Origin of the sequence: Comamonas sp. 17RB (genome assembly GCF_030056555.1) — a bacterium.
Taxonomy (GTDB): Bacteria; Pseudomonadota; Gammaproteobacteria; order Burkholderiales; family Burkholderiaceae_C; genus Comamonas; species Comamonas terrigena.
The window spans coordinates 44,826-67,846 of the sequence record NZ_JASHHY010000003.1 but is presented as its reverse complement, the minus strand read 5'-3'; the positions used below and the strand labels follow the sequence as shown (position 1 = coordinate 67,846).

The 23,021-nt window shown below is 64.4% G+C and carries 21 protein-coding genes; 17 read left to right on the top strand and 4 right to left on the bottom strand.

Annotation, left to right across the window (positions count from 1 at the left end; all coding sequences use genetic code 11):
* Positions 1-3: 3 nt before the first annotated feature.
* The gene (locus tag QM470_RS06550; RefSeq protein WP_283338627.1) at positions 4-888 is read right to left on the bottom strand and encodes an amino acid ABC transporter substrate-binding protein; all 885 of its coding nucleotides are present in this window, start codon (positions 886-888) and stop codon (positions 4-6) included.
* Between the two features lie 84 nt (positions 889-972).
* Here QM470_RS06550 and QM470_RS06545 point away from each other — a divergent pair, with 84 nt between their 5' ends.
* On the top strand, positions 973-2,004 hold the full coding sequence (locus tag QM470_RS06545; RefSeq protein ID WP_283338626.1) for a microcin C ABC transporter permease YejB: 1,032 nt from the start codon (positions 973-975) through the stop codon (positions 2,002-2,004).
* A 20-nt stretch (positions 2,005-2,024) separates the two neighbouring features.
* Here QM470_RS06545 and QM470_RS06540 read toward each other — a convergent pair whose 3' ends face one another.
* Positions 2,025-2,528 (bottom strand): DUF2127 domain-containing protein, encoded by a 504-nt coding sequence (locus QM470_RS06540; protein ID WP_283338625.1) that lies wholly within the window; start codon positions 2,526-2,528, stop codon positions 2,025-2,027.
* A gap of 122 nt (positions 2,529-2,650) precedes the next feature.
* Here QM470_RS06540 and QM470_RS06535 point away from each other — a divergent pair, with 122 nt between their 5' ends.
* Together QM470_RS06535 and QM470_RS06530 are read left to right on the top strand one after the other, a co-directional pair.
* Positions 2,651-3,736 (top strand): ABC transporter permease, encoded by a 1,086-nt coding sequence (locus QM470_RS06535; protein WP_283338624.1) that lies wholly within the window; start codon positions 2,651-2,653, stop codon positions 3,734-3,736.
* Positions 3,733-5,361, top strand: coding sequence for an ABC transporter ATP-binding protein (locus tag QM470_RS06530; protein WP_283338623.1), 1,629 nt, complete (start codon positions 3,733-3,735; stop codon positions 5,359-5,361). Before QM470_RS06535 ends, QM470_RS06530 begins: the two co-directional genes overlap by 4 nt.
* A gap of 128 nt (positions 5,362-5,489) precedes the next feature.
* Here QM470_RS06530 and QM470_RS06525 read toward each other — a convergent pair whose 3' ends face one another.
* Positions 5,490-6,128, bottom strand: a complete 639-nt coding sequence (locus QM470_RS06525) for a lipocalin family protein (protein WP_280014269.1) — start codon at positions 6,126-6,128, stop codon at positions 5,490-5,492.
* A 523-nt stretch (positions 6,129-6,651) separates the two neighbouring features.
* Here QM470_RS06525 and QM470_RS06520 point away from each other — a divergent pair.
* From QM470_RS06520 to QM470_RS06470, 11 genes are all read left to right on the top strand, one after another.
* Positions 6,652-6,813 carry a hypothetical protein gene (locus tag QM470_RS06520; protein ID WP_172591824.1) on the top strand — a complete coding sequence of 54 codons (162 nt, stop codon included), beginning with the start codon at positions 6,652-6,654 and terminating at the stop codon, positions 6,811-6,813.
* A 491-nt stretch (positions 6,814-7,304) separates the two neighbouring features.
* Complete coding sequence (locus QM470_RS06515) at positions 7,305-7,946, top strand: c-type cytochrome (protein WP_349307060.1); 642 nt, start codon at positions 7,305-7,307, stop codon at positions 7,944-7,946.
* Complete coding sequence (locus QM470_RS06510) at positions 7,943-9,346, top strand: c-type cytochrome (protein WP_283338621.1); 1,404 nt, start codon at positions 7,943-7,945, stop codon at positions 9,344-9,346. The genes QM470_RS06515 and QM470_RS06510 overlap by 4 nt, the downstream gene beginning before the upstream one ends.
* Before the next feature lie 31 nt (positions 9,347-9,377).
* A complete protein-coding gene (locus tag QM470_RS06505; RefSeq protein WP_280025075.1) occupies positions 9,378-9,761 on the top strand; it encodes a thioredoxin family protein in 384 nt (127 codons plus the stop codon).
* Between the two features lie 203 nt (positions 9,762-9,964).
* A complete protein-coding gene (rimP, locus tag QM470_RS06500) occupies positions 9,965-10,546 on the top strand; it encodes a ribosome maturation factor RimP (RefSeq protein WP_066534994.1) in 582 nt (193 codons plus the stop codon).
* A 79-nt stretch (positions 10,547-10,625) separates the two neighbouring features.
* Entirely contained in the window at positions 10,626-12,113 is a 1,488-nt protein-coding gene (gene nusA / locus QM470_RS06495; RefSeq protein WP_066534993.1) for a transcription termination factor NusA, read from the top strand.
* Positions 12,114-12,136: 23 nt separating this feature from the next.
* Positions 12,137-14,968: a translation initiation factor IF-2 gene (gene infB / locus QM470_RS06490; RefSeq protein WP_283338619.1), complete on the top strand. Its 2,832-nt coding sequence runs from the start codon at positions 12,137-12,139 to the stop codon at positions 14,966-14,968.
* 6 nt (positions 14,969-14,974) lie between these two features.
* Entirely contained in the window at positions 14,975-15,352 is a 378-nt protein-coding gene (gene rbfA, locus QM470_RS06485) for a 30S ribosome-binding factor RbfA (protein WP_066534991.1), read from the top strand.
* Positions 15,353-15,356: 4 nt separating this feature from the next.
* Complete coding sequence (gene truB, locus QM470_RS06480) at positions 15,357-16,349, top strand: tRNA pseudouridine(55) synthase TruB (protein WP_283338618.1); 993 nt, start codon at positions 15,357-15,359, stop codon at positions 16,347-16,349.
* On the top strand, positions 16,346-18,175 hold the full coding sequence (typA, locus tag QM470_RS06475; RefSeq protein WP_066534982.1) for a translational GTPase TypA: 1,830 nt from the start codon (positions 16,346-16,348) through the stop codon (positions 18,173-18,175). Before truB ends, typA begins: the two co-directional genes overlap by 4 nt.
* Before the next feature lie 239 nt (positions 18,176-18,414).
* Positions 18,415-19,512, top strand: a complete 1,098-nt coding sequence (locus QM470_RS06470; protein WP_283338617.1) for an enoyl-CoA hydratase/isomerase family protein — start codon at positions 18,415-18,417, stop codon at positions 19,510-19,512.
* 225 nt (positions 19,513-19,737) lie between these two features.
* On the opposite strand, the gene smpB is transcribed toward QM470_RS06470, so the two are convergent.
* Positions 19,738-20,214 carry an SsrA-binding protein SmpB gene (gene smpB / locus QM470_RS06465; protein WP_066534976.1) on the bottom strand — a complete coding sequence of 159 codons (477 nt, stop codon included), beginning with the start codon at positions 20,212-20,214 and terminating at the stop codon, positions 19,738-19,740.
* A 145-nt stretch (positions 20,215-20,359) separates the two neighbouring features.
* Between smpB and QM470_RS06460 the strand changes: the two genes are divergently transcribed.
* From QM470_RS06460 to guaB, 3 genes are all read left to right on the top strand, one after another.
* A complete protein-coding gene (locus QM470_RS06460) occupies positions 20,360-20,800 on the top strand; it encodes a type II toxin-antitoxin system RatA family toxin (protein ID WP_279998479.1) in 441 nt (146 codons plus the stop codon).
* Entirely contained in the window at positions 20,793-21,149 is a 357-nt protein-coding gene (locus QM470_RS06455; protein WP_283338616.1) for an RnfH family protein, read from the top strand. The genes QM470_RS06460 and QM470_RS06455 overlap by 8 nt, the downstream gene beginning before the upstream one ends.
* Positions 21,150-21,482: 333 nt before the next feature.
* Positions 21,483-22,958 (top strand): IMP dehydrogenase, encoded by a 1,476-nt coding sequence (gene guaB, locus QM470_RS06450; protein ID WP_283338615.1) that lies wholly within the window; start codon positions 21,483-21,485, stop codon positions 22,956-22,958.
* Positions 22,959-23,021 lie beyond the last annotated feature (63 nt).

Sequence of the window (23,021 nt, the reverse complement as noted above, 5' to 3'; positions counted from 1 at the left end):
GCCTCAGGGCTGGAACAGCAGGTGGCGGTAGCGCGGCGGCACCAGACGCTGGTCGTAGAAGGGGTTGGCAATGTCGATGGTGGTGCGTTCGCGGAAGAAGCGCGCGTTGGGCGGATGGCGGTACTGGTTCCACACACGCATGAACTGGCCGTTGGCCACGATGCGGTCAAAGCCGGTCTGCAGCGCCTGGTACAGCGCCTCGGTATCCGGTCCCGGGGCCACCCAGACAAAGCGGAACCAGGGGTAGCGCACCAGGAGGTAGGGGTCGACGGTGAGCTGGGGGTAGTACTTCTGGAAATGGGGCAGGAAGTAGTTCAGCGTCTCTTCCAGGCCCAGCGGGAACAGGTCCAGAAAGCCGGCTTCCATCTGCTCGGCAAACTCCCCGTTACTCCAGTGCTTGATTTCCTTGGTGGGAATGCCGGCCGCGCGGTAGATCTCCACATCCATCCAGCCCACGTTCTGTCCCATGGAGAACTGCGCCAGGTCGGCGGCCGTGCGCACCTGGGCCAGCTTGTCGCGCTGCGAGGCCAGCAGCAGGTTGATGCGCCAGCCCAGTAGCCCCCGGTCCAAGGGGATGGGCACCATGCGCAGCTTGCCTTGCTCCACCAGGCGCAGCCGTGCCGGGGTGGCGGGCATCATGTCGATATGGGTGTGGCCGTGGCTGATCTGGTAGAGGTTGCGGCGTTCGTTGCCCTGCGGGGCGTCGACGAAGCTGGCCTGCATGCCGGCGGCATCCAGCGCGGCGCGGACCAGGGCGCGGGCATGGGCCAGGTGGGGCTCGTTCTGCACCACGAAAACGGGTGCAGCCGCCTGGCATGCCGGGCCGCCCAGCCCGCAGGCGAGTGCCAGAATGCGCAGAGCGGATCGAATGCGGAGGAGCCAGACCATGGTGTCCATGCAGCGGATAAACGGGCAAGATGTAAGCAAAAGCTGCAAAGCTTAGCCGATTCCGCGCGACATAATGCATGTTCTATGCTGGCCTATATCCTCAAACGCTTTCTGTTGATGGTGCCCACCTTGCTGGGCGTGCTGCTGCTGACTTTTGTGGTGATCCAGTTCGTTCCCGGCGGCCCGGTGGAGCAGTACCTGGCAGAGGCCAAGGCCGGTATCGGCGGGGGTGGTGTCGAAGGCGGTGGCATGGCCTACCGCGGGGCGCAGGGTGTGGACCCGCAGCGGCTGGAGCAGATCAAGGCCCTGTACGGCTTTGACAAGCCGGCACACGAGCGCTTTTTCCAGATGCTGGGCCAGTTCGCTCGGTTTGATCTGGGGCGCAGCTTTTTCCAGAACAAGGATGTCTGGACGCTGATTGCCGAAAAGCTGCCGGTCTCCATCAGCCTGGGGCTGTGGACGTTCTTCATCAGCTATCTGGTGGCTGTGCCGCTGGGCGTGGCCAAGGCGGTGCGCGCAGGCAGCCGGTTCGACCTGCTGACCACGCTGCTGATTCTGGTGGGCTATGCCATCCCCGGTTTTGTGCTGGGCGTGGCCCTGCTGGTGATTTTCGGGGGGCAGCTGCAGTGGTTCCCGCTGCGCGGGCTGACATCGGCCAATTGGGACGAGCTGAGCACCCTGGGCAAGGTGGCGGACTACCTGTGGCATATCGCACTGCCGGTGACGGCCATGGTGGCGGGCAGCTTTGCCGTCACGGCCATGCTGACCAAGAACGCGTTTCTGGAGGAGATCCGCAAACAGTACGTGCTGACGGCCCGGGCCAAGGGCCTGTCGGAGCGGCAGGTGCTGTGGAAGCATGTGTTCCGCAATGCGTTGATTCCCATCATCACCGGCTTTCCGGCGGCGTTCGTGGGTGCGTTCTTCACGGGTTCGCTGTTGATCGAAACCCTGTTTTCGCTGGACGGGCTGGGCTTGCTCAGCTATGAGAGCGTGATCCGCCGGGACTACCCGGTGGTGCTGGGCTCGCTGTTCTTTTTCACACTGATCGGTCTGGTGACCAAGCTGATCAGCGACCTGTGCTACGTGTGGGTGGACCCCCGCGTGAAATTCGATTGAAAGCGCACTCGGTGCACACTTCAGGGCCCTTTCACACGCACAGGCACCCGGCGGCGTTCGCGCAGGCGCAGCGCCAGCACGGCCACCAGCGCCAGATTGATGAGCAATACCGCGGCGCCTTGCCAGTGGGGGGCGTGCAGCAGGTGCTGCACCTCCAGGGGCACATAGATGCTGCAGGACAGCACGCCCAGCCATTCGCCCCAGGCCCTGTCCCGCCACAGGCCCCAGGCTTCAACCCAGCGCACGGTGATGTACAGCCCACCCAGCCACACCAGCGTGTGCACGGGGGTGGCATTGACACGGTCGACCGCCTGCATCAGGAGGGCCGGGTAGTGCTGCTGGGGACTGAGGCCGATATGCCCCATCCATTCCAGCGCCAGATGGTGCAGATCGTGGTGCAACAGCTCCAGCAGTCCCAGCAGGCCGACCAAGGCGGTCACCCCTTTCAGGGCCTCGAAAATCGCCACGCCGCGCACGGCGTTGCGCAGACCGGCCGGGGGAGAATCAGTGGGGGGAGAGGGCATGAGCGCGAGGGAATGGGAAGGCGGGCGGTGTGCTGTCGCCGCAGTATGGGCGCGCAACTGCGTGCCTGGCAATGGATGCGCCGTCGGCAGCGGTTGCTGCTGACAGTACAAGGAGTGTTTGCATGACGGTGGAGACAGCGCGTTCGCCAGCCGCCCGCGCGTGGGCGCGGTTTCGGCGCAACCGCCTGGGCTTCTGGAGCCTGGTGCTGTTTGTGGTGCTGGTGGTCATCAGCCTGGGGGCGGAGCTGGTCAGCAACGACAAGCCACTGGCCGTGCGCTATGAGGGGCAGATGTACTGGCCGCTGTGGCACAGCTATCCCGAAAAGGTGTTTGGCGGCGACTTTGACACCGCCACCGACTACCTGGACCCCTTCATCCAGGCACAGCTGTCCAAGGGCAGCAACTGGGCCGTGTTTCCGCCCAACCCTTACGGCGCGAACACCATCAACTACTTTGCCCAGTCGCCTAACCCGGCACCGCCCACGGCGGCCAACTGGCTGGGCACGGACGACCGGGGCCGGGACATGCTGGCCCAGCTGCTGTACGGCTTTCGCGTCAGCGTGCTGTTTGCGCTGGCGCTGACAGCCACCGGCGTGCTGCTGGGCGTGGTGACAGGCGCCATCCAGGGCTTTTTCGGCGGCAAGACGGACCTGGTGTTCCAGCGCTTCATCGAAATCTGGGGCTCCATGCCCGAGCTCTACCTGCTGATCATCTTCTCTGCCGTGTTGGCGCCCAGCATCACCTTGCTGCTGGTGCTGCTCAGCCTCTTTGGCTGGATGGGCCTGTCCGACTACGTGCGGGCCGAGTTCCTGCGCAACCGCCAGCTGGACTATGTGAAGGCGGCGCGTGCGCTGGGGGTGTCCAACGGCCAGATCATCGGTCGCCACATCCTGCCCAACAGCATGACGCCGGTGGTCACCTTTCTGCCTTTTCGCATGAGTGCGGCCATTCTGGCGCTGACGTCGCTGGACTTTCTGGGTCTGGGCGTGCCGCCCGGCACCCCCAGCCTGGGCGAGCTGCTGAGCCAGGGCAAGAACAATATCGACGCCTGGTGGATTTCGTTGTCCACCTTTGGTGTGCTGGTCACCACGCTGCTGCTGCTGACCTTCATGGGGGATGCGCTGCGCGACGCGCTGGACCCGCGCAAGGCGATGGAAACACCGGTGGCGCCTGCCGCCCCCGCCGGAGCGGGCAAGGGGGGCGCATGAGCGAGTTCACATCGATGAATCCAGTCCCGCTGCTGTCGGTGCGCGATCTGCGTGTGGCCTTTGGCAGCAAAGAGGTGGTGCACGGTGCCAGCTTTGAGCTGCACGCCGGCGAAAAACTGGCCCTGGTGGGGGAATCCGGCTCGGGCAAGACGGTGACGGCACTGGGCCTGCTGCGCCTGCTGGGCGATGCCCGCATCAGCGGCCAGGCCCTGCTGGACGGGCGCGACGTGCTGACTTTGCCGGAGCGGCAGATGCAGGCCGTGCGCGGCGGTGATGTGGCCATGATCTTTCAGGAGCCGATGACGGCACTGAACCCGCTGATGACCGTGGGCGACCAGGTGGCGGAGGTGCTGCTGATCAAGCAGGCCCTCAGCAAGGCCCAGGCCTGGAAGCAGGCCGTGGAGCTGCTGGCCACCACCGGTATTCCGGAGCCCGGGCGCCGCGCTGCGGCCTATCCGCACCAGCTCAGCGGCGGCCAGCGCCAGCGCGCCATGATTGCCATGGCCCTGGCGTCCCAGCCGCGCCTGCTGCTGGCCGATGAGCCCACCACCGCACTGGATGTGACACTGCGCACGCAGATTCTGGAGCTGCTGGGCGACCTGCAGCGCCAGACCGGCATGGCCATGGTGCTGATCACCCACGACCTGCACCTGGTGCGCCGCTTTGCCGACCGTGCCGTGGTGATGGAGCATGGCCATCTGGTGGAGCAGGGCCCGGTGGCGCAGCTGTTTGCAGCGCCGCAGCACCCTTACACCCGCAAGCTGCTGTCCAGTGCGCCCCGGCGCCAGGTGGTGGAAGTGGCGGAAGGCGCCGCGTCCCAACCGCCTGTGCTGCACACCCAGGATCTGCGCGTGGCCTATGCCACACCGCTGCCGGGCATCCAGGGGTGGTTTCGCCACGGTGAATTCGTGGCCGTGCAGGGGGCCAGCCTGGCGCTGCAGCCGGGCCAGACACTGGGGGTGGTGGGTGAATCGGGATCGGGCAAGTCCACGCTGGCGCAGGCCATTCTGGGGTTGCTGCCGTCCAAAGGGGTTTTGGACGTGGGTGGGCAGCTGTGGCAGCAACCGGCCATCCGCAACAGCCCCCACAACCAGCGGCTGCGTCGCCAGGTGCAGGTGGTGTTCCAGGACCCGTTCTCGTCGCTGTCGCCACGCATGACGGTGGGCGAGATCGTGGGGGAGGGCCTGCGGGTGCATGCGCCCGCGCTGTCGGCCGGGCAGGTGCGCCAGCAGGTGCTGGCCATGCTGGAGGAGGTGGGCCTGAGCGAGGCCCAGTTCCCCGGCCTGCTGGAGCGCTATCCGCATGAATTTTCCGGCGGCCAGCGCCAGCGCATTGCCGTGGCCCGCGCCCTGGTGCTGGAGCCCCAGTTGCTGGTGCTGGACGAGCCCACCAGCGCGCTGGATGTGACCATTCAGCAACAGGTGCTGGCCTTGCTGCAGCGCCTGCAGCGTGAGCGCGGTCTGGCGTATCTGCTGATCACCCACGATATGGACGTGATCCGTGCCATGGCCCACCAGGTGCTGGTGATGAAGGATGGTGCCATTGTGGAACAAGGCCCGGCCCTGGAGCTGCTGGCCCAGCCCCGCCATCCCTATACCCAGAAGCTGGTGGCGGCCACGCAATAGGCTGACCCCACCACGACAAGGCCATGCGCCACCCGTGGCATATCGGGGCAGGGCGTCGCCGCCTTTGCTCCGCACGGGCGGCGGCTGGGCGCATGGCCGCCGCCTTGCCGCAGCAAGCCGTGTGGGTGCTAGTAGCTGCCGGTGGGGTTGACGCCGTCTTGGTGCACCCAGATCACGCGGTCCACCGGTACGCCCATCTCGCGCGCCTGGCGCAGCAGGCGCTCTTCCACCCCCATGGGCAAAAAAGGTGTGCGCGACAGAATCCAGAAGCGGTCCAGCTGCGAGCCCACCACCATGGCCCAGCGGTATTTGGGGTCCAGCGCTACCACGTTGTAGCCGTCGTAGAACGGCCCGAAAAATGCCACTTTCAATGCACCCACATCCGGCCCCAGCACGGTCTTGGCTTTGCCGGTGGCAATCTGCCATTCGCGCTTGCGTGGGTCGTAGCCGCGGTTTTCCACGCGGATGCCGCCATTGGGCAGGCGGCTGTATTCCGCCTGGGTGCGCTGCAGGCCTTTTTCAAAACGGTTGTCGATGCGCGCGACCTCGTACCACTTGCCCAGGTAGCGGCCCAGTTCAAAGTCGGACACCGGAATGGCCGTGGGGGGAATCGGCGGGCGGCGCAGCGCATACCAGGCAATCGCGCCCACGGTGGTCAGCGCCAGGGTGGCCAGCACGGGGATATTGCGTTCCAGCACCTGCGAAACCGGCAGGTGGCCGCGTGCTTCTGTGGGGTCCTGGCGGAGCGGATCGGGGAGGCGGAGCATGGCAGGTTCCTTTGGCTGCAAACAGGGAAGTCGGGCGGCGCAAACGGGTGCGGTTACCAGCTTAGGCATATCCGCAGGCGCTTGCTATAGGTTCTGACTGTAGGTGTGGCGTAGTTGCAGCGCTTGTAGTCCATTTCTGGCAAAACGCGTGCGCAGGTGCAGGGCTTGTGGCCCTGTCAGCGTACCGGCAGCGGTGTGCCAGAGGGTGGCTTGTGTGGGAAAGCGGATGCAGTACCAAGCTGTGCGTTGCGGGTTTTTACGGTGCGGCGGCGGGGCCAGTACCGGCTGTACCCCAGCGAAAATCCATGCGGCATGGCCGGAACGCGGGCCCTTGCGGCCTTGGTCGAGGGCGCTGCAGTGTTTTTTGAATGGCCGGTGAAACCGGCCTGCAACGCAGGTGGCACTAGCACAGTTGGCTATGTATTTGTGACTTTGTGCAGGGATTTGCACGCGCACTGTTCAAGCCGGGCGCTGGATGTGGAAGAATCCTGCCCTTTACCGTTGTTCGCAAAAGGAGTCCATCATGGGCAACAAAATCGTGACCGAAGCCGATCGCAAGTTCACCCCCCAACCCGCAGTGCCTAACGGCGTGACCCTGCCCACCGGTGGCCGTGGCCAGCGCGTGAGCCTGGAACGTGGTTCGCACACCCGCAGCAAGAAGAACCCTGGCAAGCGCCACGGTTGATTCCCGGACCTGCAGGCGCCTTGCCTGCGGATCTGCTGCACAACAGCCCGCCTTGGCGGGCTGTTGTCGTTTTGGGCCGTCCACCGTGCGCAGAGGCGCATGCCATCGGCGTACAGGGAGGCCGCCACGACCGTATGCGGCGATCCGGTCGCTGGCCAGGGGTGTTCTCCCGGATGGTGGAGCCGGGCGGCCCTGGTTAGCGTGTGGGCATGCACCACAGGCTTTGCGCATTGGGGGATGGACGGATTTCACCACGGTATGAAGCACCGGGAGTCTCCGGTGCGTGGCGCAGGTGCCAGCGTGGGCTGGCGCGGGTCGCTGCCGTATTGTGGGTGGCACTGTGCGCCGTGACTGGTGTAGCAGGTGCTGCAGGTGCTGCAGGTGCGGCGCAGACCATGCCTTCTGTTGCGCCACCGTTATCCCCTTTATCCCCTTCACCTCCGTTGTCGCCGGCGCTGTCAGCGCCCTCTCCCTGGGCAGGCCAGGGCACCGTGCCCCCGTTGCAAGTCAGCCATGTGGCGGCCTGCACCGCCTGCCATGGGCCGCAGGGGCGGGCCACGCCGTCCGGTTACTTTCCACGCATTGCGGGCAAGCCCGAGGAATACCTCTACCAGCAACTGCTGAACTTTCGCGATGGCCGGCGCAGCTACCCCTTGATGGGCCATCTGCTGCAGCACCTGGATGACGGCATGCTGCGGGGCATGGCGCGTTACTTTGCGGCGCTGGATGTGCCGTATCCGCCACCGGAGCCTCCGGCTTCGACAGCGGCCCGCCTGGCGCGTGGCGCACAGCTGGTGCACCAGGGCGATACTGCGCGTGGCATTCCCGCCTGCACCCAATGCCATGGAGCGCAGCTGACGGGCAGTCTGCCGGCTGTGCCCGGGCTGCTGGGCCTCTCGCGCGACTACCTGAACAGCCAGTTGGGTGCCTGGCGTGCCGGGCGGCGCGCCGCCCGCGCGCCGGACTGCATGGCCCAGGTGGCCAAGGGGCTGGCGCTGGAGGATGTGGCCGATCTGAGCGCCTGGCTGGCCACGCAGCCCGTGCCCGCGCACTCCAAACCGTCCGCCCCTGCGGCGGTGCGCTGGCCGCTGCCTTGCGGTGCGGCGCCGCAGCCCGGGGAGGGCCGACCATGAGTGCGCCACGGATGCCGCGCGCCATGGCGCAGCCCATACCGGTCGGCCTGGGGGCACGGGGGCGGCGCCGGTGGCTGCGGGTTGTGGTTCTGTGCGCCTTGCTGGCCGTGGCCGCGCTGGCCTGGCTGCTGTGGCGCGGCAGTGCGGCGGGTACGCCGCCGGAGACTGAGGGCGCGGAGTCGGCGCCGCCGCCTTCTGTCGCGGTTCTGGAGCGCGGTGCCTATCTGGTGCGGGTCGGCGCCTGCATGGGTTGCCACACCGCCCAGGGCGGTGTGGTGCTGGCGGGGGGAGGCGAGGTGCGCACGCCGTTTGGCGTGTTCCATGCGCCGAATCTAACCCCCGATGCCGAGACAGGTCTGGGCCGCTGGAGCTTGGCCGATTTTCGCCGCGCCATGCGCCACGGTGTGGCGCCCGGCGGACGCTTGCTGTACCCCGCATTCCCTTACGAGCAGTACACGGCCTTGCGTACGGATGACGTGGATGCCCTCTACCACTACCTGCGCAGCCTGCCGCCGGTGGCGCAGCCGGCCCAGCCGCATGTGCTGGCGTTTCCCTATGGGTCCCAATGGGCGCTGGCCCTGTGGCGCGGGCTGTACTTCCGCCCGGCCGCTGCTGTGGCGCAGGAAGGGGAGGCGGGGCCGCTGGAAGCGGGGCGGTATCTGGTGCAGGCCGTTGCCCATTGCGCGGCCTGCCATTCCCCGCGCAATGGCCTGGGGGCGCTGGGGGGCGGCCAGCGGCTGGAAGGGGGGCTGATGCCCACCGAGGGTTGGCAGGCGCCGTCGTTGCTGGACAGCCGCGAGGCCGGCGTGCAGCGCTGGACGCCGCAGGCCGTGGTGCAGCTGCTACGCACCGGGCGCACCGATACAGGGGCCACGGCCAGTGGCCCCATGGCGGATGCGGTGTTCTGGAGCACCCGGTATCTGACGGACGGCGATGCCCGGGCCGTGGCCGCCTATCTGCAGCGCCTGCCGGATGCGGCGGCGGGGGCAGGCGGCAGTGGAGGAGTGGCTAGTGGGGGAGGGGCAGCGGTGACGCCGCCCGCCACAGGGGGCAGCCAACGCTATGACAGCGGCGCCCAGGCCAATTTTCGCCACTATTGTGCGGACTGCCATGGTGCCCAGGGCCAGGGTGGCGGCCCCGGCGGGGCGTTTCCCCCGCTGGCGGGCAACCGGGCAGTGCTGCGCAGCGACCCCGGCAATATGCTGCGCAGCATCTTGCAGGGCGGCTATGCCCCCGCCACGGCGGGCAACCCGGCGCCGCACGGCATGCCTCCGTTCATGCAGACCCTGGGCGATGCGGAAATCGCAGCGCTGGCCACGTATATCCGCCAGTCCTGGGGCAACCAGGCTGCGACAGTCGCTACCATGGAGGTTTTTCGCGCCCGGCAGGGTCGTCCGTGACGGCGGCTGGCGGGCCAGGAGTGCAATGCAAATGAAGGATGCGGCTGTGCCGACCGCGGCACCCGAGGTGTCTGCCGACCCCTGGTGGGTGGTGTGCCTGTGCGCCGGCTGGTGCGGGGTGTGCCGGGATTACCGCAGCGGGTTCGATGCCGTGGCCCAGCGCTGGCCGGACGTGCGCTGGGAATGGCTGGATGTGGAGGACCGGGAAGACCTTGTGGACGATGTGGATGTGGAGACCTTTCCCACGCTGCTGATCGGCCAGGGGGAGCGTGCGTTCTTCCTGGGGCCGCTGCTGCCGCAGCATGCGGTGCTGGAGCGGCTGGTGGCCTCTTTTATCGATGGCGCGCCGGCCACGCCCCAGTTGCCGCCCGAGGCCACACCGCTTTTTCAGCGGGTGACAGCCGCACTGGCGTAAGGCGGTCTGGAGGCTTCCATTCGGCTTGTGGGCTGTCTTTGCGAATCAACGCTTTAGCGGCTACAATACGGGCTTCACGACCAAACGGGCGGGTAACAACCGCCCGTTTTTTTTGGTCGGTAGGATTTGGAGCTCGAAGCTGCCGCCCTATCAGAGCGGTGGTTATCGGGTTTTTTGTACTTCCGGGATTGAACTGAATACACGTGGCATTACAGCAAATCGTTGAAGAAACCGTGACAGGTCTGGGCTACGACCTGGTCGAGATCGAACGCACCGCAGGCGGGCTGTTGCGTATTACGATCGATTTGCCTTGGGCGCCGCCGGCCGAGGGCCAGCCTGCGCCGCTGCTGGAGCAGTTCATCACCGTCGAAGACTGCGAACGTGTGACACGCCAACTGCAGTTTGCGCTGGAAGTCGATGGCGCCGATTACAAGCGCCTGGAAGTTTCGTCGCCCGGCATCGACCGTTTGCTGCGCCACGAGCAGGACTTCATCCGTTTTGAAGGCCAGGAGGTGGACTTGACGCTCAAGGAAGCCATTGGCGAGGCGGCGACCGGCAGCATCAATGCCAATCGCAAGAAATTCCGCGGCACGCTGGAGCGCGCCGAAGGCGGTGGGTGGCAGATCGTCTGGAGCGATGCCCCTCCCATCAAGCCTGGGGTACGAGTGAGTAAAAAGCGTGAAGCGCCGCCACTGCAGGCGCTGGGCTTCACGTTCGACGAGTTGCGTGAAGCGCGGCTGGCGCCCATCGTCAATTTCAAAGGGCGCGCGGCCAAGCCGGAGTAAGGCTGGATCGTCATCGTTTGGGCAAGGAAGGCGCTGCTGTGGGTGCCTCCTCTTGGAAAGAAAATAGGAGAGTCGTCGCATGAATCGCGAACTGTTGATGTTGGTGGAAGCCATTTCGCGTGAAAAGAATGTCGAGCACGATGTGGTTTTCGGCGCGGTGGAACAAGCGCTGGCGCAAGCCACAAAGAAGCTGTACGAAGGTGAAGTGGACATTCGTGTGGCGATCGACCGCGACAGCGGCGACTACGACACTTTCCGCCGCTGGGTGGTGGTGCCGGATGACGCCGGCCTGCAAAACCCCGATGCCGAAGAAATGCTGATGGACGCAGAAGATCGCGTGCCCGGCATCCAGGTGGGCGAGTTCATTGAAGAGCAGATCGAATCGCTGCCCATCGGCCGTATCGGTGCGATGGCCGCCAAGCAGGTCATCCTGCAGAAGATCCGTGACGCCGAGCGCGAAATGCTGCTCAACGAATTCATGGCCCGTGGCGAAAAGATCTTCACCGGCACGGTCAAGCGCATGGACAAGGGCGACATCATTGTCGAATCCGGCCGCGTGGAAGGCCGTCTGCGCCGTGGGGAAATGATCCCCAAGGAAAACCTGCGCAACGGTGACCGCGTGCGCGCCATGATCATGGAAGTGGACCTGACGCTGCGTGGCGCTCCCATCATCCTGTCGCGTTCCGCACCGGAATTCATGATCGAGCTGTTCCGCAACGAAGTGCCGGAAATCGAGCAAGGTCTGCTGGAAATCAAGAGCTGCGCACGCGATGCGGGCAGCCGTGCGAAAATCGCCGTGATCTCCCATGACAAGCGCGTGGACCCCATCGGTACCTGCGTGGGCGTGCGTGGTTCGCGCGTCAATGCCGTGACCAATGAGCTGGCCGGCGAGCGCGTGGACATCGTGCTGTGGTCGGAAGACCCTGCGCAGTTCGTGATCGGCGCCCTGGCACCTGCGAACGTGTCGTCCATCGTGGTGGATGAAGAAAAGCACGCCATGGACGTGGTGGTGGACGAGGAAAACCTGGCCATCGCCATCGGCCGTGGTGGTCAGAACGTGCGTCTGGCCTCCGACCTGACAGGTTGGAAGATCAACATCATGGATGCCGCCGAGTCTGCCCAGAAGCAGGCTGTGGAAACCGACTCCGCCCGCAAGCTGTTCATGGAAAAGCTGGACGTGGACGAGGAATTCGCCGGCATCCTGATTGATGAAGGTTTCAGCAGCCTGGAAGAGGTGGCCTATGTGCCCATCGCCGAAATGCTGGAAATCGAGGCGTTCGACGAGGAAACCGTCAACGAACTGCGTGCACGTGCCAAGGATGCGCTCCTGACGATGGAAATCGCCAAGGAAGAGAGCGTGGCCCATGTCTCCCAGGATCTCCGTGATCTGGAAGGCCTGACACCGGATCTGGTGGCCAAGCTGGCTGCTGGTGGTGTGCAAACCCGTGATGATCTGGCTGACCTGGCCATCGACGAGCTGACCGAACTGACCGGCCAGACCGCTGATGAAGCCAAGGCGCTGATCATGAAGGCGCGCGAGCACTGGTTCACGCAGGGTGAAGAGTAAGGGTACGGAGGTAAGTAGGAAATATGTCGTTGAATACAGTCGCCGAGTTTGCCGCCGAACTCAAGAAAACCCCCGAGACCCTGCTCGAACAACTGAAGTCCGCAGGTGTGGCCAAAGCCACGTCTGCAGATCCTTTGACCGAATCGGACAAGCAAAAACTACTCAGCTTCCTGAAGGCCAGCCATGGCGCGGAAGGTGCTGACCGCAAGAAGATTACGTTGACCAAAAAATCGACGAGTGAGATCAAGCAGGCCGATGCCACTGGCAAGGCCCGCACCATTCAGGTGGAAGTGCGCAAGAAGCGCACCTTCATCCAACGCGACGAAACCCCGGCTGAAGCTGCCGCCCAGGCTGCACGCCCTGCGGCCGAACTGGCCCGCCGTGAGGAAGAGGCACGCCTGCAAGTGGAAGACCTGCGCAAGCAGGAAGAAGCACTGGTGACCGAACGCAAGGAACGCGAAGAGCGCGAAGAGCTGGTGCGCCGCGAGCGCGAAGCCGAAGAGCGCGCCCGTGCCTATGCCGAAGCCGAAGCTGCCAAGGTGCGCCAGGAAAAGGAAGCCAAGAAGGAAGCCGCTGCAGAAGCTGTGGCCGCTCAGGAAGCCCGCGTTTCGGCACAGGCCGAAGCCCGTGCCAAGGCCGACGAGGAATCCCGCCAGCGCGCTGCGGAAGAAGCCGCACGTGCCAAGGATCTGGACGAGCGCCGCCGCAAGGCCCTGGCAGAAGCTGAAGCCATCCGCGCCATGATGGCCGCGCCCAAGAAGGTGCTGGTCGCCAAGAAGCCGGAAGAGCCCAAGAAGCCTGCAGCAACCACGGCCGACGCCAAGAAGGCCGCGCCTGCAGCCAAGGATGGCAAGCCTGCCGCCGGCGGTGCGACCGCCAACGCGGGTGCCGGCAACCGCAATGGCGGTGGCAAGGAAGTCAAGTCGGCCAAGCTGTCCTCCAGCTGGGCCAATGACGCCAACGGCAAGAAGAAGGAAATCAAGACCCGTGGCGACAGCTCGGGCGGCGTGGGCCGTTCGAACTGGCGCGGTGGTCCGCGTGGTGGCCGTCGCGGCAATGACCGCAACGACCAGCACCAGCAGCAGAGCCAGGAATTCCGCCAGCTGGAGATTTCGGTGCCCGAAACCATCACTGTGGCCGAACTGGCGCACAAGATGGCCATCAAGGCTTCCGAAGTGATCAAGTCGCTGATGAAGATGGGCCAGATGGTCACCATCAATCAGCCGCTGGACCAGGACACCGCCATGATCGTGGTGGAAGAAATGGGCCACGTGGCCAAGGTGGCTGCACTGGACGATCCGGAAGCGTTCACCGCCGAGGAAGTGTCCAACTCCGAAGCCGAGATGATCTCCCGCGCTCCTGTGGTGACCGTCATGGGCCACGTGGACCACGGCAAGACCTCGCTGCTGGACTACATCCGCCGCACCAAGGTGGCGTCGGGCGAAGCCGGTGGCATTACCCAGCACATCGGTGCCTACCACGTGCAGACGCCACGCGGCATGATCACCTTCCTGGACACCCCGGGTCACGAGGCCTTCACGGCCATGCGTGCCCGCGGCGCCAAGTCCACCGACATCGTGATTCTGGTGGCCGCTGCCGACGACGGCGTGATGCCCCAGACCAAGGAAGCCATCAAGCACGCCAAGGCGGCTGGTGTTCCTATCGTTGTGGCCATCACCAAGTCGGACAAGCCCGATGCCAACCCCGACCGCGTCAAGCAGGAGCTGGTGGTGGAAGAGGTGCTGCCCGAAGAGTACGGTGGTGACTCGCCTTTCGTGTCCGTGTCGTCCAAGACCGGCCAGGGCATCGACGAGCTGCTGGAGCAGGTGCTGCTGCAGGCCGAAGTGCTGGAACTGAAGGCGCCTGTGGACGCCGCTGCCAAGGGTCTCGTGATCGAAGCCCAGCTGGACAAGGGCCGCGGTACCGTGGCCACCGTGCTGGTGCAGTCCGGTACGCTGAAGGTGGGCGACATCGTGCTGGCAGGCCAGACCTATGGCCGCGTGCGTGCCATGCTGGACGAAGACGGCAAGCAGACCAAGGAAGCCGGTCCGTCGATTCCGGTCGAAATCCAGGGTCTGAACGAAGTGCCCATGGCCGGTGATGACTTCATGGTGCTGAGCGATGAACGCCGTGCCCGTGAAATCGCCACCTACCGCGCTGGCAAGTTCCGCAATACCAAGCTGGCCAAGCAACAAGCCGCCAAGCTGGAAAACATGTTCGCCGAAATGTCCGCTGGCGATGTGCAGACGCTGCCCATCATCATCAAGGCCGACATGCAGGGTTCGCAGGAAGCACTGGCTGCCTCGCTGCTCAAGCTGTCGACCGAGGAAATCAAGGTCCAGCTGGTGTACTCGGGCGTGGGCGGTATCTCGGAATCCGACGTCAACCTGGCGCTGGCTTCCAAGGCCATCATCATCGGTTTCAACGTGCGTGCAGACGCTCAGGCCCGCAAGACGGCCGAAGGCAACGACGTGGACATCCGCTACTACAACATCATCTACGACGCCGTGGATGAAGTGAAGTCGGCCATGTCGGGCATGCTGGCCCCCGAGAAGCGCGAAGAGATCATCGGTATGGCCGAGATCCGCACCGTGTTCGTGGCAACGAAGATCGGCACCATTGCCGGCTCGTACATCACGCAAGGTCACGTCACCCGCAATGCACACTTCCGTCTGCTGCGCGACAACGTGGTCATCTACACGGGCGAGATCGAGTCGCTGCGCCGTATGAAGGACGACGTCAAGGAAGTCAAGGAAGGCTTCGAGTGCGGTATCAAGCTCAAGAACTACAACGACATTCGTGAGAACGACATGCTCGAAGTGTTCGAGATCAAGGAAATCGCGCGTACGCTGTAATCACCGATGGCAACACGCAAGAAGTCCGCTGCGCCCAATCGCAGCTTCAAAGTCTCCGACCAGATCCAGCGCGATCTGTCGGAGCTGATCGCCCGCGAGTTGAAGGACCCGCGCGTTGGCATGGTCACGCTGCAAAGCGTGGAGGTGACTCCCGACTATGCCCACGCCAAGGTCTACTTCAGCCTGCTGGTGGGTGATCCTGAACAAACCGAAATGGCACTGAACCAGGCCGCAGGCTTTCTGCGCAACGGCCTGTTCAAGCGCCTGCACATCCATACCGTGCCCACGCTGCACTTCCATTTCGACCGCACCACCGAGCGTGCGGCCGACATGAACGCCTTGATTGCCAAGGCTGTGGCGTCGCGCGGACCTGAAGAAGGCTGAGCATATGAACGCCCCTCGCACACGGGTGCAGCGGCGCCCTGTGCATGGGGTGTTGCTGCTTGACAAGCCGCTGGGCCTTTCCAGCAATGACGCTTTGCAGAAGGTGAAGTGGTTGTTGCGCGCGGAAAAGGCCGGCCATACCGGAACCCTGGACCCCCTGGCCAGTGGCGTGCTACCGCTGTGCTTTGGTGCGGCCACCAAGTTCAGCCAGCTGCAGCTGGAAGCACCCAAGACCTATACCGCCATTGCCCGCCTGGGGCAGACTACGACCACGGCCGATGCCGAGGGCGCGGTGCTGCGCGAGCGTGCGGTGGACCTGGCGTCCATCACGCCCGAGCGTCTGGCGGCCGTGCAGGCACAGTTCAGCGGCGACATCCAGCAGGTGCCGCCGATGTACAGCGCCCTGAAGAAAGACGGCAAGGCCTTGTATGAGTACGCCCGTGCGGGTGTGGAGATCGAGCGCCCGGCGCGCGCGGTCACGATCCACGCACTGAAGCTGGCGCTGACGCAGGACGAGGACGGCCAGCCGGCCATTGAAATGGTGGTGACCTGCAGCAAGGGCACGTACATCCGTACGCTGGCCGAGGATGTAGGTGAGGCCCTGGGCTGTGGTGCGCACCTGCGCGCGCTGCGCCGTACCGATACCGGTGGCATCGATCTTGCACGCTGCGTGACGCTGCAGGCGCTGATCGATATGCCGGAGGCCGAACGCATGCAGCATGTGCTGCCTGCGGACACATTGCTGCATGCCCATGTGCCTGTCACATTGGGCGAGCAAGATGCCGGACGTTTCCTGTCCGGCTTGCGCCGCCGTGGCGACTGGCCCGATGCCAGTGCCGTGGCGGTGTATGGAGACCAACCCCGTGCCCTGTTGGGTGTGGGGCATGTCACAAGCGGGGAGCTGATTCCTGACCGCCTGCTCAGTCCCCTGGAAATTCAACAGATTTTGGAAGGCACGCCGCTGCACACAGAGCGCGGCAGTTTGGAAACTTTATGAGCAAACAAATCCGCAACATCGCCATCATCGCGCACGTTGACCATGGCAAGACCACCATGGTTGACCAGCTGCTGCGCCAATCCGGTACCTTTGCCGAACACGAAAAAGTCGTGGACACGGTGATGGACAACCACGCCATCGAACGTGAACGTGGCATCACGATTCTGGCCAAGAACTGCGCCGTGTCCTGGAAGGACACCCACATCAACATTCTCGACACCCCCGGTCACGCGGACTTCGGTGGCGAAGTGGAACGTGCCCTGTCCATGGTGGACGGCGTGGTGCTGCTGATCGATGCGCAGGAAGGCCCCATGCCCCAGACGCGTTTCGTGACCAAGAAGGCGCTGGCCCTGGGCCTGCGCCCCATCGTGGTCGTGAACAAGGTGGACAAGCCGGGTGCCAACCCCGACAAGGTCGTCAACGCTGCGTTCGACCTGTTCGACAAGCTGGGCGCTACCGATGAACAGCTGGACTTCCCCGTGGTGTATGCCTCGGGCATCAACGGCTGGTCTTCGAAGGAAGAGGGCGAGCCCGGCGCGCAATGGGGTACCGACATGTCGGCCCTGTTCGACACCATTCTGGAGCACGTGCCTTCGGTGCAAGGCGATGCTTCGGCACCCCTGCAGATGCAGATCTCGGCGCTGGACTACTCCACGTTCGTGGGCCGTATCGGCGTGGGCCGCATCACCCAAGGTACGCTGAAGGTGAACCAGAGCGTGACGGTCATGGCCGGTCCGGAAGGCAAGCCCTACAACGGCAAGATCAACCAGATCCACCAGTTCCAGGGTATCGATCGCGTGCAAGTGACCGAAGCCGGTCCTTCGGACATCGTGCTGATCAGCGGTATCGAAAACATCGGTATCGGCGAAACCATCACCGATCCCGCCAATCCCCAGCCTCTGCCGATGCTGAAGATTGACGAGCCCACGCTGACCATGAACTTCTGCGTGAACACCTCGCCTCTGGCAGGTCGTGAAGGCAAGTTCGTGACCAGCCGCCAGATCTGGGACCGCCTGCAAAAGGAACTGCGTTCCAACGTGGCGCTGCGCGTCAAGGAAACCGACGAAGACGGTATCTTTGAAGTCTCGGGCCGTGGTGAACTGCACCTGACCATTCTGCTGGAAGAAATGCGCCGCGAAGGCTATGAGCTGGCTGTGTCCAAGCCCCGCGTGGTGATGCAGATGATTGACGGTGTCCGCCACGAGCCTATCGAGCTGGTGACGGCCGACATCGAAGAAGGTCACCAAGGCGGCGTGATGCAGGCCCTGGGCGAGCGCAAGGGCGAGCTGGTGAACATGGAACCCGATGGCCGCGGTCGCGTCCGTCTGGAATACCGCATCCCGGCCCGTGGCCTGATCGGTTTCACCAACGAATTCCTGAACCTGACCCGTGGTTCCGGCCTGATCGCCAACATCTTCGACAGCTACGAACCCCATAAGGGCGACATCGGCGGCCGCAAGAACGGCGTGCTGATCTCCATGGACGACGGTGAAATCTTCACCTACGCCCTGGGCAAGCTGGACGACCGTGGCCGCATGTTCGTCAAGCCCAACGACCCCGTGTACGAAGGCATGATCGTTGGTATCCACAGCCGTGACAACGATCTGGTGGTGAACGCCACCCGTACCAAGCAGCTGACCAACTTCCGCGTGAGCGGCAAGGAAGACGCGATCAAGATCACGCCTCCCATCGAGCTGTCGCTGGAATACGGCGTGGAATTCATCGAAGACGACGAGCTGCTGGAAATCACCCCCACCAGTCTGCGCGTGCGCAAGCGCCACCTGAAGGAGCACGACCGCAAGCGTGCTTCGCGCGAAAACGCGTAAGCCAGCGGCTGCTTCGGCAGCTGTTGCAAGCAAAGGCCGCCCTGTGCGGCCTTTTTCTTTGGGCATTGCGGTTGCAATAGCTGCCGCCGCAGGGCCAGATCGCGCAATACGCTGGCGGTGGTGCGCGCGGGGGACAGAAATCGGCACCATCCTCGGTTATCGTGCCGGTTTGACCGGGCGCAGCCGCAGAGCGTGTGGTGTGCGCCGGATCCGCGAACCCCTACGGAGAGATTTCCCCCATGACAGAGACAACCGCAGACGTTCTGGCCGAAGTGCGTGGCCAGGTCGGCTTTATCACCCTGAACCGCCCCAAGGCCATCAACGCCCTGTCGCTGGGCATGGTGCGTGCGCTGCTGGCCCAGCTGCTGGCCTGGCAGCACGACGACAAGGTGCTGGCCGTGGCGATCCGCGGCAGCCACAAGGAAGGCGTGTTCGGCCACTTCTGCGCGGGCGGGGACATCCGCTTTCTGCATGCGGCAGGCAGCACGGGCAACCCCGAGCTGGAGGATTTCTTCACCGAGGAATACGCCCTCAACCACCTGATCTTCAACTACCCCAAGCCCTACATCGCCTTCATGGATGGCATCGTCATGGGCGGCGGCATGGGCATCAGCCAGGGGGCCAGCCTGCGCATCGTGACCGAGAAGACCAAGATGGCCATGCCCGAGACCGTCATCGGTCTGTTCCCCGATGTCGGCGGCGGCTACTTCCTGGCGCGCTGTCCCGGTCATGTGGGGGAGTGGCTGGCGTTGACCGGTGACACCATCACCGCGGCCGATGCCATCGCGTTCAAGCTGGCCGATGCCTATCTGCCCACGGCAGAGCAGGGTGCGCTGTGGGAGGCGCTGGCCACCCAGTCCTTTGCCGACGGGCAGGCGGTGCAGGCTTTTGCACAGGCACGCACGCAGACGCAGGCACCGGGCACGGTGCGCAGCACGGCCGATATCGACCGTGTGTTTGCCCTGCCCACGGTGCAGGCCATCATCGACACGCTGGAAGCCGATGGCAGCGAATGGGCCCAAAGCACGGCGGCGGCGCTGCGCAAGCGTTCGCCCCTGATGCTGCATGTGGTGCTGGAGCAGATCCGCCGCGCGCGCGGCATGGATGTGGCCAGCGATCTGCGCATGGAGCGCGACATGGTGCGCCACTGCTTCTATCTGCGCCCTGGCCAGAGCGAGACCGTGGAGGGCGTGCGTGCACTGGCTGTGGACAAGGACCACAACCCGCAATGGAACCCGCCACGCATTGAGGAGGTGAGCGAGGAGTTGTGGCGCGCCTTCTTTGTCAGTCCCTGGCCGGCACATTCCCACCCGCTGGCCATGCTGAAAGACGCGTAAGCCGGCACGGCAGGCGCTTTAGGCGCCGCCGCGCCGCAGACCGAGGCCGCACCCAGGTGCGGCTTTTTTCTGCCCGATGGGGTGCTGGGTGCTGCGCAGCCACCAGCAGCAGTTGGACCATGCCCGATGCTGCGTGGGCAGCCCGCTGCGCCATGTACGGCCGCGTTGTCGCGCGGGCGTAAAAAAGGCCGCGCAAGGCGGCCTATGGCAGGGTGAGTGTGCGCCTTAGCGGTTGCGGCTTTTCAGTGCGCGTTCGACCTCGCGCTTGCCTTCGCGGTCCTTGATGACATCGCGCTTGTCGTGCTCGGCCTTGCCCTTGGCCAGTGCGATGTCGCACTTCACGAAGCCGTTCTTCCAGTGCAGGTTGATGGGCACCAGGGTGTAGCCTTTTTGTTCGACCTTGGTCGTCAGGCGCTCGATGTCGTTCTTCTTGAGCAGCAGCTTCTTGATGCGCGCGGCGTCGGGGTTGACGTGGGTGGAGGCGGTCTTGAGCGGGTTGATCTGGCAGCCCAGCAGGAACATCTCGCCCTCCTTGATGAGGACGTAGCCATCGGTCAGCTGCACCTTGCCTTCGCGCAGGGCCTTGACCTCCCAGCCGTGCAGCACCACGCCGGCTTCGTAGCGCTCTTCGAAGAAGTAATTGAAAGCCGCTTTCTTGTTGTCTGCAATGCGCGAGGGTGTTTCGGTTTTTTTCGTTGCCATGGGTCTTTGATACGGTGCGCCCCGTGCCAGCAGGGCTCTCTCTACAATGGGCGCTTTGCCGCAAGATGCAATTCTAGTTTCGCACGGTCTGTCGTGCCGCCAGGGAAATCATTCCCGGTGGGCGCAGGGGCCCTGCAGCGCTCTGATGAAAAACGTCCACAAATCCGTCCTGATCTGGTACAGCCCTGCTGAAATGTACGCCCTCGTTACCGATGTGGCGCGCTATCCGGAGTTTTTGCCATGGTGCTCCCACACCCAGGTGCTGGAGCAGGACGCCACGGGCATGACGGCCGAGGTGGGTATGTCCCTGGGCGGACTCAAGAAGTCCTTCATCACCCGCAACACACACGAAGCAGGCCACAGCGTGGGCATGCGGCTGGTCAAGGGGCCGTTCTCGCGGCTGGAAGGGCGCTGGATCTTCCACCCCGTAGGTGATGGCAGCCAGCGCGCTTGCAAGGTCGAGCTGCAACTGGACTACGGTTTTGACTCCGCGCCGCTGGCGGCGTTGGTCGGGCCGGTGTTCGACCGCATCGCCAACTCCATGGTGGATGCCTTCATCAAGCGTGCCGAAGCCGTGTATGGCTGAGCATGCCCCATCTGAAGCAGCCGCCCACCCGGCAGAGCTGGAGGTGTGGGTGTGCCATTCGCCCGTGCCGGGTGAAGTGCAGGAGCACTGCCTGCAACTGCCGGCGCCCGCCACCGTGGCCGATGCCCTGCAGGCGGCTAGCCTGGCCTGGCAGGAAGGGCAGGCCTGTGGCATCTGGGGGCGGGTGTGCGATGCCGCCACTTTGCTGCATCCCGGGGACAGGGTGGAGCTGTACCGCCCCTTGACAGTAGATCCCAAGGTGGCGCGCCGCGAACGCTTTGCCCAGCAAGGCGCGCGCCGCTCCGGGCTGTTTGCCAAGCGCCGGGCGAACAGCAAGGCAGGCTACTGATCGCTTGAGGGCTGTGCGCCAGGTGCGCGCCGTGTCTGATTCTTGTAGGCGGGGGGTACGTCCTCCCGCGATTTCTTGGTCGTCCCCTCAACTTCAGAACGGTGCGTTCCCAGGTCCCGATGTGGTGTCGCATCGGGCCGGGCGCATGGTGGTTGTTCTGGCATAGCTCTTGTGGGCGCGCCGTGTCGCAAGGGACGCTGCGCCGCACTAGCAGAAGTCGGCCACGGGTGCGGCGGGCAGGGCAGTTCAGGGTGTGCCATGCATGGGGACTGGGGCCATCCGGTGGCAAAGGGAATCGAAGGGCAGGTACAATCTTTCTTTTGGAGCTTTCACATGCGCCTTCTCGGTAAAGCACTGACGTTCGACGACGTTCTGCTGGTTCCCGCATTCTCTGAAGTCCTGCCCAAGGACGTTTCCCTCTCCACCCAATTCACGCGCAACATCACGCTGAACCTGCCCCTGGTTTCGGCCGCGATGGACACTGTGACAGAAGCGCGTCTGGCGATTGCCATTGCCCAGGAAGGCGGCATTGGCGTGATCCACAAGAACATGACGGCCGAGCAGCAAGCCGCCGAAGTGTCCAAGGTCAAGCGCCACGAATCCGGTGTGGTGCACGATCCCGTGGTGATCACCCCCGATCACACCGTGCTGCAAGTGCTGCAGCTGTCGGAAGAGCGCGGTATCTCCGGTTTCCCCGTGTGCGACGGCGGCAAGGTGGTCGGCATTGTGACCAGCCGCGATGTGCGCTTCGAGACGCGCTACGACGTCAAGGTCCGCGAGATCATGACGCCGCGTGAGAAGCTCATCACCGTCAATGAAAAAGACGGCACCACCCCGGCACAGGCCAAGGCGCTGCTGAACAAGCACAAGCTCGAACGTATCCTGGTGGTGAACGATGCATTTGAGCTCAAGGGCCTGATCACGGTCAAGGACATCAACAAGCAGACCACCTTCCCCAATGCGGCGCGTGACTCCGCCGGCCGCCTGCGCGTGGCCGCTGCCGTGGGCGTGGGTGCTGGCACCGAAGAGCGTGTGGAACTGCTGGTCAAGGCCGGTGTGGATGCGCTGGTGGTGGACACGGCACACGGCCACTCCAAGGGCGTGATCGACCGCGTGCGCTGGGTCAAGCAGCACTACCCGCAGGTGGACGTGATCGGCGGCAATATCGCCACCGGCGCGGCTGCGCTGGCACTGGTGGAAGCCGGTGCCGATGGCGTGAAGGTCGGTATCGGCCCAGGCTCCATCTGCACCACCCGTATCGTGGCAGGTGTGGGCGTGCCTCAGATCATGGCCATCGACAACGTGGCACAGGCCCTGAAGGGCACGGGCGTGCCGCTGATCGGTGACGGTGGTATCCGTTTCTCGGGTGACATCGCCAAGGCCCTGGCTGCTGGTGCCTCCACCATCATGATGGGCGGCATGTTCGCCGGTACCGAAGAGGCTCCGGGCGAAGTGATCCTGTACCAGGGCCGCTCGTACAAGAGCTACCGTGGCATGGGCTCGATCGGTGCCATGCAGCAAGGCTCGGCCGACCGCTACTTCCAGGAATCTTCCACCGGCAACCCCAATGCCGACAAGCTGGTGCCCGAGGGCATTGAAGGCCGCGTCCCTTACAAGGGCTCCATGGTCTCCATCGTCTACCAGATGGCCGGCGGCGTGCGCGCCTCCATGGGCTACTGCGGTTGCGCCACGATTGCCGAGATGAACGAACGCGCCGAGTTCGTGGAAATCACGGCCGCCGGCATCCGTGAATCCCATGTGCATGATGTGCAGATCACCAAGGAAGCGCCGAACTACCGCGCGGACTGAGTTCTGCCTAATCTGACTAGATTGCAAATTCTGGTCTGAATGCTAAAATCTGGTCTGACTCCA